At 53.1% G+C, this 15,283-nt stretch carries 5 protein-coding genes; all 5 read right to left on the bottom strand.

The annotated features are described in order from the left end of the window. Positions 1 to 614: 614 nt before the first annotated feature. The 5 genes from GWG67_RS30755 to GWG67_RS30735 are packed head-to-tail and all read right to left on the bottom strand — an operon-like array spanning position 615 to position 15,168. Positions 615 to 6,020, bottom strand: a complete 5,406-nt coding sequence (locus GWG67_RS30755) for an ATP-binding protein (RefSeq protein ID WP_275173141.1) — start codon at positions 6,018 to 6,020, stop codon at positions 615 to 617. After that, positions 6,013 to 7,638, bottom strand: a complete 1,626-nt coding sequence (locus GWG67_RS30750; protein WP_275173140.1) for a hypothetical protein — start codon at positions 7,636 to 7,638, stop codon at positions 6,013 to 6,015. The genes GWG67_RS30755 and GWG67_RS30750 overlap by 8 nt, the downstream gene beginning before the upstream one ends. Continuing rightward, the gene (locus GWG67_RS30745) at positions 7,635 to 11,747 is read right to left on the bottom strand and encodes a serine/threonine protein kinase (RefSeq protein ID WP_275173138.1); all 4,113 of its coding nucleotides are present in this window, start codon (positions 11,745 to 11,747) and stop codon (positions 7,635 to 7,637) included. Before GWG67_RS30745 ends, GWG67_RS30750 begins: the two co-directional genes overlap by 4 nt. A 26-nt stretch (positions 11,748 to 11,773) precedes the next feature. Next, positions 11,774 to 13,162 (bottom strand): hypothetical protein, encoded by a 1,389-nt coding sequence (locus GWG67_RS30740; protein ID WP_275173136.1) that lies wholly within the window; start codon positions 13,160 to 13,162, stop codon positions 11,774 to 11,776. After that, on the bottom strand, positions 13,159 to 15,168 hold the full coding sequence (locus GWG67_RS30735) for an N-6 DNA methylase (protein WP_275173134.1): 2,010 nt from the start codon (positions 15,166 to 15,168) through the stop codon (positions 13,159 to 13,161). The genes GWG67_RS30740 and GWG67_RS30735 overlap by 4 nt, the downstream gene beginning before the upstream one ends. Between the last annotated feature and the right edge of the window lie 115 nt (positions 15,169 to 15,283).

Here is a 15,283-nt window from a genome sequence, read left to right as displayed (position 1 = left end):
TGATCGACCGGAATGCCCTCGAGGCCGCCGTAAACGCGTTGTCCGACACATGGAAACCGCGGCGACGCGCTACGCGAACAAAATAGACGTCAAACGCCATTCAAAAGGGCCGCAGAGCTGCGCTTACATTCAAGCTCTTTCAGAACTGAGTTGAATTGCGGGTTTCTGGCGGCGTTGCCGCTGCCCCAAGAACCACGTCATCGTGATCGTGGTGGTCGGAATCCGCCGCGCGACGTTGGGATCGCGATTGCGAGTGCCCTCGGCCGCAGTCGACAACCGAAAATCTCCATCGTGCCTTCATGCAGCAAATCGAGAATTTCAACGGTCGAAAACGCTAGTGAATATAGGGGTAAGCTGGCGCTATTTGCGCGACTTGGGCTAAATAGCCGACTTGGATCCCGACTGTGCTCAAGCGAAAAGATGGTCGCTACAGCGCAATTTCACCGAGATGCTATCATTCGCACCGCAAGTGTCCGCGGAATGGATGAGGGCTGAGCGGGGTATGGGGGAAATTTGCTGAGCCGCTGTCGCGAGGTCATGTCTTAGATTTGACACCCCCTGCCGATTCCGGCCGGGATCGGCTTGCGACCGACCCGCACGCCGCACGGGAGCGTTCACCTGACCGTTGAACCCGATACTGCGGTTCTTGTGCCGCCACCATGCTGGCTGAAGCGCGGTCTGATTACAAGTTTCTGCGGTCGAATGGTGTAGCGCTTGTCAGTGCTTCTTTGAGCCCAAATGAGGGCTTCGCCCGGCTTAAGTGCGGCGAGTTGAGCTTCATTTACCTCGTCGAGTGCAGCGATCGCACCTTTTAGATGTTTGAGCCACTGCGGTGATGTCATTCGATGAAGGATCAGTACTGAAGTCAGCTCCACGACAGCACGGGGAACGGAGAGCGGGTCTTGACTGGCAATGACTACACTTGTGGCTTGGTGTCGCATTTCGCGAATTGTCTCGACGACCTGGCCAATCAATGCGGATTCTGCCATGTACTTATGAGCCTCGTCGAACACGACCAGCTTGTTAAATTCCCGGCTCTCATGCCTTTGAGCCGAAAAAATTCTGAGCATCACAACGAAAAGCCCAAGCGCTTCATCCTTTTCAATCCATTCATCACGCAAATCTACTATTACTGTGCGGCCCGGACGAAGAAGCTGGCCCATTCTCTTGCTATCATCGATGTATGGTTCGGCAAGGCGAATTCTGTCTTCGGCAAGCTGGCGTGCTCCCTTCGACAATTCGGCTGCTTCAATCTCGCGACGGAAAACATCCAAGGTCAAATCACCTCGGTGCCGCCGCATGATCGCGACCAATTGGCGGACGTACAGAGAATCATTGCCATAAGCACCCAGAAGGTACTTCCAGCTTTCAGCGCCGAGTTCTGCCGAGCTGAACTGGATTGGCTCTACATCTACTCCGGGATATTCGCCTCTACGCTGCTCCACTTTTGCGGCTGGCACGAGCAGCACCACGTCTTGTAGTCCCTTAGGGCGGGCGCCGTAATCCGATAGCAGTCTTTCTACTTCGGATTGTTTCTGATTGGGATGTATGGCTGCCGCGTGTTCAGGTTCGTAGGCATCAGATTTATGATAATGAAATATGACAGTGGCGAGTGGAGACGGCAAAACATTGATGCCGGGAACTGGAGTGGTCGCCATTTCAGCGATTGCGCCGAGTGTGTACGATTTTCCAAAGCCCTGAACACCGAACAAACTAATGGTGTTGCAACCATTCAGATCGATTGCGACAGTTTTATCAGCACTCTTTCCGAGGACCCCGAATTGCGGTGAGAAGTCGCTCGCTCCCAATAAAATATCTGCCACCCCCAAAGTATCAGTCCCGGCCTGAGGAGTGTTAATCGGCGTGTCGGGGCGATTGCTACTTGGATGCCAATCGTCCGTCGCTTCAAAAGACGCTTCCGCTTCTGGCCCCTCCGCTGTGTGCACGATTTCATTTGCGGCCGTTGGTGGTAGCTCAATTTCGGCTGACGTCGGCCTCTCAACGAGCGGCACAGCAAGTAGGGACCGAAACGACTCGAGCTCCGGGTTAGAAATAGCAGGCGCGGGCGATGGCTCGAGGTAAGACCTTCGACCATCAGCCACAGAGCTTCGTTTGCTCACTCGCTCGGTATGGCGTTTGACTGCAAAGGATAGGAGCTGCTGAGCGACATCGCCACCAAATCGATAGACACGAAATCCGGGTTCCTCCTCATCCTCATGAGTACCAATGCCCGCGCGTTCGAAAACGACACCGAGCGATCGAATATCAAATTGGTAGCCCTGGTCGAGCCTTTCAATTTTTGCCAAAGCGGATTCACCGGCTGCTTTGGTTAGTAGCTCGTAACGGACCGCACGCCGAACGTAGAATGATAGGATGGTTCCGAGCTCCTTCGCTTTCAACGCGAAATCTGCTCTCGGCAGCGCGTAGTAGTGAGGATCGAAAAGCTCACGAATACGTGCTTCAGTGTTCTCGACCTGATCGTACATGTTCCTGTAGAGCTGTATACGAGCGGTTGAACCAGCCAGTTCGGTTCTTAGCTTTACCTCGACGATGTCGAGGCGAAGGGTGTTGTTATTTCTAAACCCGACTAACAGAAGATCAGCACGTTTCTGAGAGGACACCTCTTGTTCAGCTTCTTCCCGCCGAAACCAACTTCTATGGGCGTCGAGCGGAATAACGACGCGGTCGGAAAGAATGCCGACCCGCTCCAGTAGCCATCGGGCCAACAACAGCCCCACAACTTCAGACGAATGCGTTCGGGCGGATTCGAACCTCAAGGCAAGTCGTCCGGAAAGGGACCGAATGGCTTCCAGAACTACTGCCTCATCTCCATCACTTAACAAGAGTTCGAATCTGGAGAGGGCGGGCCGAATTAGGCCTTCCAGTTCGATGGTGCTTCGGGTTGTAAGAAGAAGGCGTTGGCGATCCTCGTTCAAATATTCGGGAGCAAAGTCAAGAAGATACCCCGCTTCGTTTGCTGCGCTAGGGCTATCAAAATAGTCCAGTCCGAGATTGCGGTCGATAGTAACTACCCAGTCGCTATAGTCGTGCACCCGTCTCAAGAGCGCCTGGGCGTTTGGATCCAAGTTCAAAGCAATGACCGGAGCAAAACCGGGTGCTGGAGTCTTGCCGAGTGCAACGGACGCGCCGAGGCACTGCATTATAGCCAGAGCAGCTCCCGTGTCCGGACCTGACGAGCTCGGGTCAGGTTCAGCACGAAGGCCTTTAGTCCAGCCAAAAAGTTGTCCTGAAGCTTCGATTTGCACTTGTGGTTCTTGAACCAATCCTGAAACGAAGGACCCGCGCCTCAAATGGTCGACACGCGCGACGCGGCTGTGGGCAATGAACTGCTCGTGCAGTATCGAGACATGCGCCGCGTAGCGTTCAGGCGCTTGCAAAAACTCTTCTATTGTATTCCTTGCGAAGACCAGCTTCGGAAGCAAATGGTTACTGGAGGCTAGCGTAAACTCATCATCTTCGCTCACCTGGCGTTCGGGATCGAGAAGAGCCTCAAGCCCGTCGGCAACCAAATCAAGTTGGTTGGTCGCTGCAAAAAGATGGACGGCGTATCTTAGTGCGGGCGCATTTCTCTTATCAATGCTGATCCGGCGGCGCTCAACTGCTCGCAAGACGTCCGCAACAAATCTACCATCGCCTGGGTTGAACACGTTCAGCCGCAACTGCTCAGCATAGGGATGCTGCTGCAGATACTCAAACAATCGTGTTGCGATGTCCTCAGAACTTACTGTGCTAAGCGCAACCGAGCGATTACCCATTCCCATTGCATTAATGATTCGATCCCGTGCCGCAGCGGCGTCGAGCGGAGCATCTGCCATCCCTCGATCCGGTAGGTACAGCGGCCAGAAAGGGGTAAGGGGGGTATGCTCGACATACCCTCGGCCTTTGCGATCAAAGACTACCAAAGGCAAGTTAGAGGGAATGAGGTCGTTCCTGAGCTGCCCAATGAATCTACGCCAAGATGGCACGGCGTGAGTTGAATCCGACCAAGAGTTAATTGAGTTCGCACATAACCTCGTATGCGCAAGGTGCCAGGCTAGCCGGAGTGGATGCGTCGGTGAGAGAAGAAGCGCTCGTCCCGGGTCGCCTACAGAGGAACGCCACCGCAGCTCAACGAGGTCCAAGGAAGCAATAGCTTGTGGTCTTATACCGTTGGCGCCTCCAGCTTCGAGTGCAAACGACCCCAGCTTAACATACGCGTCTACGTACTTATCTATGGCGGCCTGATGATTAAGTAAATTGACTGTTTCTACGATTCCCGCCCGTCGGGTAAGCTCATCGGAGTCGGCGCCCTCGGCAATATGGTCTCTGAGAATTGAGCGACACACTTCCGCGCGTGCATTGAAAAATGCATTGACTAGGGGATTGTCCGGCAAGAAGTCTTCGTCATAATTTAGTTCAACGTCCGCTGCAGATCGTACCCTGGAGAGCGAAAGGTAGTGCTTTCCGATACGTTTCGGATTCTGAAGAATAGCAAGCTGAATCTTCCTCAGTAGAGAGGGCACAGAGATTGCCAATCCTGCGAAGCCGGGGCTTTCGAGCTCAAAATGGACGTCAGAGCGGGGCGCTGCTCCTACAGGTTCGTCCCACGCGCCATTTGCATCACCTATGCTAGGCAGCTCATCTTGTGTCTTTCTCCCGAGAGCCTTCGCTGCGACGTGCATCCATCCGTCTAGAAGTGAAGAGACCAATACCGATCTAGAATCCGCGGGTTGCGGAATGGTGTCTTCGCGAAGGACCAAAAATCTTTCGGATTCATTCTCCGCGCGGCTGGTCGCGTCTTCCGGGTCGATAAGTCTCGGGCTGGCATTGAGGAGGGCGCCGTCGGTGTCGTAGGCTTCAACCTTTACGTAGTACGTGCCCTCTTCTAGGAATTGCAGATCTGTGACTCGTACCGATCTCGTAATACGAGCGTTGGGACCCGACGTCCGTGGGTAGTTATTGCTTTCCCACGCAACTGACGGCCCTTCATCTTCAACGGAGAGGATTTGAATACGGAAGTGCTTCCAGGAAGGATACTGACTTGGTTTAGGCGCTGAGCGAAAGGCGACTTTGAGAACATCTTTTCCAGCCAAATTGAGCACTGGAAGCCGGACCGCTCCGGGTACAACGTCGGCACCTTGGACAGGGAGCGTAAGCGGCTCCAAGATCAAGCGCAGCTCTTGCTCATTTAATGTGTCGGAGAATTGCCATCTATCGAACGCAAGATGACGATACCGCTGGTCACAGGCGACGTGTTTAGCCCATATACGTATATCGTCCGATTGCTGATCGCGTAGAAAGCGAAACAACTCTGGCTGAAGTGTGTTGGGCGTCACACGGAGGCGTGCAAGTCGCGACTGCAATGGCTGCGCAATATCCCCCAAAAATCCGCAGACAGCCTGATTGCGGGATAGCCACTGGATATGAGAACCACGAGTGAAAAGAGCGAAGTCGGGTATTAGGCCTAAGGCATAAAGTGCACCCCCGGCACTCTCAGGAGTTCCACCGTTTTTCTTGACGGTCAATAGATACTGCACTTCCTCATCGGCATGTCGCGTGAATTTTTCAAGTCTAAGTCTGCCGAGCATCTCACGCATTGCGTCATGGAGCGGCTTTTCGACTTCCTTGAGAAGAGACTCAACCAAATCGTTTGCGACTGAAGTCATGGAGAGTTCAGTAAATGTCGCAATATCGAGAGAGTCCTCTGCCGCGTTCCGCAGGCCTTGCGGTATGAACACTAATAACGGCTGCTCCAACGTGTTACGAAGTTCGATGATTTTTGTGGGTGTTGCCTGCCAATCTTCGGAGCTTATTTCGTCGGTTAATACTTTAGCAGACCATCGATTGTCGCGTTGGAGCTTCTGGCAAATGTGCCGCATAACCGAGGGGGGCAGAGACGTCACCCGAAGACGCTGACCGGTACCTGCCTTCTCCAAGGCGCTGACCATCATCGGAAAGATTTGCTTCGCCACAAATTCGTGGAGGTCGTCCTCAGTTGCGTTCGTGATCAGATCAGTCATTTGCTAAGTCATGCTGAGTGAGAATATACCGTGGCTTGACGGTCTGCGCGTTGTAGGCGTCACTTAAGTCGTCATAAAAGCCGATTTCGCGGAGACGATCTTTCAACGCCCGAAGATTCTCTCGGAATGCGCGGTGCTCGTCGAGCGTTGTAGGCTTGCGACCAGAAAGCGTCGATGGGCCTATCACAAAGCCATATCTCCTCTCAATCCAACGCAAAAAGTCGTCGATTAGCATCGGCTCCGTGGAGAATTGCCTGCCTATGCCTTCGCCATCTGCGCGTAACACCGCTAGCTGTACAAACACTTCCAGTAGTCGTCCCCCCAGGTGCCAACGACGAGGGTTTGCTTTCGATCGCCCCTGTATGAGCGCTCCAAAGGAAGAATTCTTCTGAAATAACTTGTCCAGCATCTGAACAAGATAAGTCATATGATGCTTCTGGCGGATATGACTCACGATTTCGATGAATGTATCAAAAGGCGGTAGGCGGGCGTCTAAGATCGACTGTACTTCGAGGGGCATTTCCTCATTATCTTCGTTTAGCCGTCTGAGTTCCTTCAATTGCGCTTTGAAATCTGCCTCGAAACCATCCGGCGGATCGGTCAACAGCGCAACAACTTCTGCTGGCGACGTTCCCAGCTTCTCCTCTTGCGCATAGCGCAGGAGCTGGTTCACGGAGAATATCGATTTCACCAGGTGAATTAGACCGCTGTATTCGCTTGCAGCGTCCTGCTGAGCGAGCTGCGCCATGCGAGTTCGGAAATCGCTCCCCATATCAACCGTGAAACTGAGCTGGTAGGGGCAGTCCTGGAACGGCTCGGCCGCTGCTCCTTGGACAGGACACGATTGGCACTTCGTATTTGGTGCCCGATCTTTCACCCACCCCGACAATTGGCGGCCGACCCGAAGCGTGAACAGTCCGATGTGCAATCCAAAGATGGCCTTGAGATAATCAATCATTACCGGCCTGGGGATCACATCTTGGTAGGCCAATAGCCGTTGGACGTCATCACCCAATATGCGCGACTGGCCAACGCAAACTGGAGCAAAACTAGCAACCGTCTCCCCGGAAGGATGCATGTTCGGCAAGTCCTCGACCAACTTCAGCACTGTTAGGGTCTCGAGATCCAGATGTGTTGCGCCATCAAATCTGCCGGTGGCAGGGTCTCGTCCTCGCTCCAAGTACTTTCGTAGATCCACTAATGCTTGCCGATCGCCATGCTCCAGCATTGCGTAGAGGGCATCGGCGTGATTGTAGTCGCGGCAATACTTCGAAACGCGTATTTTGTGAGCATCAAGATGGAGTGGACGCAGCGATGCGATAGCTTCAGTGGGGCGATTTCGATTCACTAAGTCAAAGATATCTGTTTCGAGCCATTGCTGAGCAATTTCTTTATTCTCGAGAACACCCGTCACACCGGGCATGGCCGCCAGCGTTTCAACATGAGCGCGAACCTGCTCGAACTCCGCCTTAGCACGTCCTCGTGTAGCGGGACGCGTTCCATCGCAACGCAGTAAGAGAAACAAATTGATAAGAACGCGATCGAGGTCGACGTTTTTGGGATCCGGATAGAACACCTTTGGATTTCGAAATTCCTGATCTTGCTTCCTCAATTTCATTGGGATATTTCCGCTGGGATCATATGAGGAGAGAGTTTAAGGGATATGCCGTTGCTGCTGCCCTGGGCTTCAATCTCAAAGAAATTCTGGTCATCGGGCGTTACCAGTAGTCGATCGAAGTGGGTGGCGAGGAGTTCGTTCCGGAAGATAAGCAAATTCACGAACAGGCCCTGCAAGTCACTCATAGTTGGACGATAGCCGCTGCGGATCAATTCCAGCATCTCCAGCAAATCGAGAGAGATCCTAAGGCGGGCGTGTCCATTCCCGTATTCAGATATCAACTCTACAAAATCAGGAGCATACTCTAGGTACTGTACATTGACCGGGGAGGGTACGCGCACTTCGAAGCTTTCCTTCGGAAAGAGCCGATAGCTTCGAACCTTCGCGTCTTTGATCCGGCTAATGCGCAGTGCCAGAAAATCTTTGGAGACCTTCGAACTAAGAAGTCCTTCTGTTAACGACATGGCGTCAATTGCGATATCTCTTAACCGACGACAGGCATCGAGACGCTTCTCTTCGACTGGTTGCTCAATTATTTCTTCGAGCGTCTTTGATGACCTGTACGGAAGTTGCTGCTCCCAACCGGCGTCCCTTCTCTCGAAAAAAGAACGCCTCCGCCAATGCGCCAGAGCAGCGCGACGGGAATCAATAACATCCTTAAGTTCGACTTCGTCGCTCAGTTTCAATGCGCTGTTCCAGAGCTCCCCCAGTATCTTTTCCGCTTCGTTGGATCGCTTTTCATATGTCATCCAAGGCACAGCGGTGTGGGGGGCGTAATCAAGTCGGCGATCTAAGGTAGGGAGGTTGACAAGACCTACGTCAGTTTCTCTAAGTCTCCGAACCAAGCGATCGACGGTGCGCTCGTCGCGGAACTCATCTCGATTTCTCCGCTGCTGCATTGCCGCAGGCTCGCGATCTGCAAAAGCCTCAGGATAATAAAGCGATGCAAGCGCTTTAATAATGCCCGGATCTCGACGGCTAAGAAGCTTTGCTACATCGTCGCAGCTGTGATCGCGCAAAATCATCCAAGAGAGGGCTGAGCGGAGATCGCGCATCGTAATGTGAGCACGCCGGCGTAGGTGAACGATTTCGAACAGCCGTCGTACGCGTCTTCGGGTTTCTATACCAGACGCCGGATCACCAAGCGTATCAACGTTGTGTTTAATGGGGCATCGAACTTTGTGTTCACATGCTTCGCAAGGTACCCAGAGGTCGTCGTCGAGCATCTTAACTAGTTGCTTCTCGATCAACGACTCATCGCCCCCTGCTGTGACGGCCCGAAGATTCAGATTAACCAGTAGAGCTCGGTCGGGCTGCGCTTTGCCAGCTAACGCGTCATGAACGAATCCGTTGAGCCCGACGAAGTTTTCTGCGAACCGGCTGTGCGCGAGGAAGTCAAGCAGGCGACCTTCGTTTATGGCGATAAGGCGTGCGGCGCTCTTTCCTAGGCCTACTAATGTTGGTCCTTCGAACGGAGCGAAAAATTGTGCCAGCACTTCGTCGCTGGTACGATCGCCCTCATCTTGAGAACCATCGTAGTTCGTTTCGTAGTCGACGCCGTCGCGGCTCCACCGAGAACCATTCCCACTACGAAGGCCGACTACAGTGGTACTGGCGTGGAAGGACTTTTCTATTTGCTGAAGGAATGCGGTCTTACCATCACCGGCATTGCCCGTTACGATTACGAGTCGAAAATTTCCACTTGCGATAGCCGGTGCTAGCTTGTTGTCCAGACGGGTGGGGACATACGTAATCCGAGCAATTTCGTCCAACCCTCTCGTGCCAGAGTTTGTTTCACGCGCCTGACTATAGAGTGTGAGTAGCCGCGTCACGTACGGATTGTAATTCCGCCGTGCTGCTTCGTCGGGCGAAAGAGTTAGGCCAGGAAACCTTCCTTCGCGCGAGACCGATTGTGCCCGGGCCGCGTAAACGGCTTCAATTGATTTAAACGCTTCGAGCATTTCCAAGGCTGACTGAAAACGCCCGCTTCGAGTAGGTTGGACGGCTTTAAACAAAAATGTATTCAGCTCGGGCGAAAGAGCGTCGAGCTCCGGTACGATATCATTTGGGAAAAATGGGCTTCCCGTCGACGGATCGTCTTGAGGGTATGGATGCCGCTGGATTATCAATTCATACAGCACGACTCCCACAGAAAATAGATCGTCCTGTTCGGCCCACGTTGGCTGACCGGCATCTGGTGGACAATATCGCGGTGTTCCTGCCCGACCGGAAGCATCACCGATGAATGTTGCTATGTTGAAATCAATCAGCTTTAGCCGATCATTCGGCAGCTCGAGCAGTAGATTTGCTGGCTTTATGTCTCTGTGGACCATATTGGCAGCATGCACGGCGGCCAATCCATCAAGAAGCTCGGTACCTACGCGCTTAACATCTGGCCAAGCGAGTCGTTTGCGTCCGTCGCAGTAGGGCTCGATTGTCTCGCCCTCGATGAATTCATAGAGGACATAGGGAGTCTGATCGGGCGGCGCGAGGCGATCCATCCATATTATCTTCGCAACGTTGGGATGCGTCGGCATCTTGCCTGCGTCGCGCCACTCATGGATCGTAAGATCCTGATTGCTAATATTCGTAAGTAGCTTCATCGCGTAAGTTTTTTGGTGGTCTAAGTGAAAGACGCGATATGCGCGCGAAAATGCTCCTTGACCAAGAAGTCCGTCAATGCGCCACACTCCGTCTACAAGACTTCCCGCTTCAAACCTTGCGGGCGAGGCTTCGGCGGGCAATATATCTGTAGAGGAAGAACCGGCACTCAACAGGTCTTGAAGGGCTTTCCCTGCATGCAGTGCACTTGGTCGTTCATGAAAATTGCTTACCTTGAGAAGATTCAGGATCAGTTTGTCGAGACGCGGATCAACGCCTTCTCGGAGTTGGGAAGGCAACTTTGAGGGTATGCCGCTAGAAGAACGAGCCTCGCTGGGCTTGGCGAATGGAACCTTGTCAGTGAGTAGCTGATAGAGAAGCACGCCAAAGGAATACATATCTGATGCGGTGTCAAAATCGTAAGCAGATACGTTCTCGAGCTCGGGCGGAATGAACGCTAAGTTTCGCCTCGCTTCGGTTCCTTCGAATACCGAAATGTTTCCCTCGAGGAAGGCGCGATCGAAATCAGTCAACCGGGGGATATGGTCAAAGCCGACCAGGACGGCTTCGGGGCAAACATTTCGATGCACCACGCCGCTCGTGTGAATTTCTGTTAGGGCCGATGCGACACCCGCCGCAATCTCCAGACGCTCCCGCAACGTAAGCTGCTCGCGATCAGGGTTGTTGAGATACCCATGAAGGGTGCCGTATTCGGACCATTCGGTAACTTCATAGAATTCATTGTCATCATCAATGAAGTCAAAGTGCAGGACAGGAAGGAGATTCGGATGGCGACCGATCTTCGCCACGGCTTCGGTTGGGCGACGGATGATCGCTTTCCGCTTTTCAACGGCTTGGGGGGTCCCGCTCCGATCTAGTCTCCATGTTCGAACCCGAAAGCGACTGGTGTCATCCGCAAAGTGCGCACGCTTCGCGATGTATTCTCCACAGTAGTCATCTGCATAGAGCGTTTCTATGATCTCGAAGCCCGCCACACGCCGCCTAGGCCCTCGATTACGGCTTGCCATTCGACCGAGAAGGGCTTTTTCTATGTGAGCGTAAGCGGGTTTAACATTCGATGCGCGTGGCCCCAATCGTTTGGAATCTTTCAGCCACGTGGCAGCACTACTCAAATGAACGACGTGTCCGCCCCAATTGCCATTAATCTGTATCTGAGTTCCGTCCGGTACAATTAGCAGGGGATCAATATATACACTATTGGCTAAAGCTCGGAGCTCACCCTTCAGAACCTTGCACTTTGTGTTTGTCAGCCAGAGGGGACACCTCTTTGGACTTTGGTTGAGCAGCCATTCCTGATCGTCACCACTAAGGCGGCCGTACCATTCTTTTTCTTCGACTACGTAGATGGCGTGCGGAGAAATTACAACGAGATCGAATTCGAAGGCACCTAGATGCTTGTGCTTGATCTGAAAGTTGGGAATCAAAATAAAATCGTCAGGCAGCTCCCGTTTTAACTGCTCGCATACGCGCGGCTCAAAGGGGCCCACGAAGCCACCTCCCGAAGACACGTCAATCACACGAGCCATTCTGGAAGTACCTCTTCTTCGATTATCCGAATAGCCTCAGTTTCGGACGCAGTCGCCCGCATCCGGGCTAACTCCGCGTCGGAAGTAAGTGAGTCAACTAGCCTTGCGTCAGTAGAAGATAGAGTGGGGTAAGGTAGCTTCAGAAGCAGATCGAGCCGGACGGAGGGGATGCTTGTCCCTACTGCTGTCGATTTTAGTAGCGCTTGCCCGACGGCAGTTGACAAAAACGTGTACGCGACAGCCCGATGCCCTTCACGAGGTAGAAGTCTCAGAATGTCCTGTGTAACTCCGCATTTGTCGCCAAGGTGGCTGGCTAATTCAACTTTCCCAAATAGCGATCCCTCAGAAAGCTGACCGTGGCTTCCTGCTAATATTGCATTGGATGGCACGAGCAGCTGTCGGTCCGGAATCGCCGGTCGAGCGATTCTGCGGGGGACGGGACGCATAAGAAAAACGTCTCGCTGTGACATGAAATCGATGCCATAGGGGCGATCACACTCGATCCGAGAGAAGCGTGGTCCATTGAATGCGCCGCCATCTTTTATTGCGTCCCGCAAGCGGAATTTCCAAGCAGAGCTGAGGTGCGAAAAAGCTCCGCGAGTCGATGCAAAATTCCATGCTGAAATCGTGTCAAGCGCGCCGTCCCAGATTACTGCCGAGATGCGCCGATCGGTCACCATCTCTTTTGCGGCCTGTATGTCTTGCAGCTGATCGACTACTGCGCGAGCGCTCCTTAACTTCTCGTCGTATAACTCACGGTCTTTGATGGTCGCTCTAACAAGCGAAGCAACCCGGCTCGTCGCTTCATTGCTAACGAGTGGGATTGGTAGCGTTCCAAAAAGATCATCGCGAAACCTGAGAATTTTCGTCCCATAACTAGTCGATCGAATGGCTCTAACGCCGGTGGGGCTAGCCAAAAACGCGTAAGCGAAAAGTGAAATATCGCTGCCGGGCTCCTCAAAAACTAGAGACATGGCATCTGGACCAACGTACTTGCCGGCCAAGCGTCGGTCGGCGATTATTGATCTTCCATAGAGCTCGTTTTCTCCTAAAGTACCTGCGCCCGCGACAAGCACGTCGAAACGAGCGATCTCATGGGCATCGGGGTTTCCCATCGAGTCGCGTCTGATAATTCGGCCTCGCGGTTCGGAGGCGAACATATCGGACTGAGATAAAAGTTCGATGCCCCGCTCAGGGGCGCAGTCTTTGCGGGTAAAGACCGTTCCGTAAGCAGGCCCCATTCTCAAGAGCAGGTCGCGAAGCGGAACTGAACGGCCCTTCCTCGCGGCACGTATCTTCTCGATTTCGGGCGTATAATTCAGCGCTCGAAGTGCTGCCGTGCGCGGGTGCTTAGCAACGAATGATATTGCCTTCATTTCTCAGTCGCTTGGGTGCAGAGCCGGTGATACTCTTGAGCAATCCACGGCAGATCATCCGCTACTTCTTTTGATGCGACGAGGCGTTCGATCTGATCTATCTTTCTATTCCTCTCGCGGCGTTCGACTACGGTTCGTGTTTGAATTTTCTCGGTGCCGTCCGGATTTCGTACGTACTGCACTTCTCCGCGACGTCCGTGTCCACAATTTTCCGAGATTGCCATGAAAACCGGCCGCTGTGGCGGACCCTTTGATCCCGCTAACCGGATCTCATTATCTGCCCGACGTCGCAAGAAAACACAGCTTGCTTGCACAGAGACTTGCGGAAGAAAAGCCTCGGCAGGCAAATCGACGCTGGCGAGCAACTCCATGTGCCGCAACATCCACCACCGGACAAATTCCATCTGCTCACCGGGATTCCCTAGTATCCCATTTGGGAGAACGATCGCCGCTACGCCCGTGCCGGGCTTCAGAAACTTCCAACAAGTCTCGATGAAGAGAATTTCTGGTGGCACCTTTTTCTGCAACTCGCGCTTAGTCCATGCATCCCCAGATCTCTTCCAAGTGTAGCCCAACTCAAACGCCCTAAGAATGTCTGGATCTTCGACGGGAATTTTGGCGCCGAAAGGTGGGTTAGTTACAACGTAGTCAAATTGCCCGTGCCCGCCGCCGCTTTTTTTACTAAACGTAACTTGCTCCGGCGAAGCAAACTTGGGGATACCAAATTCGAGGCTGTTGAAGCTGTATATATTTCCGTGTCCATCGTTATTCATTACCATATTCATACGCGCAGCCTTGCGTAGCTCGGGGTCGACATCGACTCCGTACAAGAACGATCCCGCGTATTTTCGGATGGATGGATCGATCTTTTTCAGTTCGCTGGGAATAGGGTTTTCTGGATAAGGGCACCCGTTTCGCAGCAGGAAAAGCTGCCGCATGGTGGAAAGCACGACGACGAGAAAGCCGCCGCTTCCGCACGCTGGATCAAGCACCTTCTTATCGGGTGTTGGTGCAATCATGTCGACCATCATCTTTATTACGTTTCGGGGAGTGAAAAACTGCCCTCTCTCTCGTTTTAAAGTGGTCGACGTGATTGCCTCGTACGCGGTGCCCTTCGCATCCGTGTCTGTATTCAGAAATGAGTAGCGAGAGAGTTCGGCAGCAATAAAGGATAGAGCCCGATCGTTTAAGGTGATTTCCTCGTTGCCATCGAAAACGTCATCATACTCTTCCTTCACCCTGGCAAAGAGCTGCTTGATCCTCTTCGCGATCTCCCGCTGCCCCTTCTCGGAATTGCGCTCGGTCGCTCCAACAAAAAATTCACGTGCGCTCGATCGCTCGTCAAGAATTTTGGCAAAGATCAAATATAGAATCTGCCAGAACGCGCGATCACCGCGCATGTTTTGATTGCCGTAAAGATAGTCATGGCAGCGCCGGAAAGTACGCAGAAGCGAATCGCCGGATGCGACGCGCAGGGGCCGTCGGTCCGCTGTTTCGAGCTCTTCCAGGCTCTCATCAAGGGCCGGAATGTCAGTCAGATCCGTAAATTCGGGAGTGCCGGTGCGCTTGTGAAACGTTCGCATGCGAAACGACAGTTCAATTCCATTTGTCCAAATTCCAAAGACCTGTGATCGATCTTGCGAGAGGTTGCCAAGCACCTCATCCAGGACGTCGATTGAATTCTTGTTACTTTTTGCCGTTGGTTTCGCAACAATCACCACCCGGACCATATCCTCGAGCGCGGCGGCATCGCTTTCGTAAACCGCCAATGAGACGACGCGGGTCCTATTTCGTTCCTTGCCCGCCTCTTCGGAGACGCATTGGACCCTAACATCACGCTTGATTTGATTGAGCGGAATTCCATACTCACCATGAAGCTGCTCAATTAGGGATTGAAGCGTTTCTTCTTGGGCGGTCGCCGGTTTATGGTCACCCGTGAGGGCACAAACAAGCATCCCTTCTGGGACGATGTCGCCATCGTCGCCTTGGCCGGTTTCATCGATCACTTTTGTCCCCACCCTAATCAAGCTAATTGCGCAACCAGATAACCGGGCAGATCAACAGAACTGACCGCCCGAGCGGTTTAGGTTGCGTTTTCACGTTTGTTGTACCCCACCGAGA

Source organism: Bradyrhizobium sp. CSS354 (assembly GCF_029051725.1).
GTDB lineage: Bacteria > Pseudomonadota > Alphaproteobacteria > Rhizobiales > Xanthobacteraceae > Bradyrhizobium.
Note: the sequence above shows the minus strand (reverse complement) of the source record. Positions and strands in the feature narration are given on the sequence as shown.

Excerpts from the sequence above, each read along its gene's own strand:
- GWG67_RS30755 (WP_275173141.1), bottom strand. The coding sequence starts at position 6,020 with ATGACTGATCTGATCACGAACGCAACTGAGGACGACCTCCACGAATTT.
- GWG67_RS30750 (WP_275173140.1), bottom strand. The coding sequence starts at position 7,638 with ATGAAATTGAGGAAGCAAGATCAGGAATTTCGAAATCCAAAGGTGTTC.
- GWG67_RS30740 (WP_275173136.1), bottom strand. The coding sequence starts at position 13,162 with ATGAAGGCAATATCATTCGTTGCTAAGCACCCGCGCACGGCAGCACTT.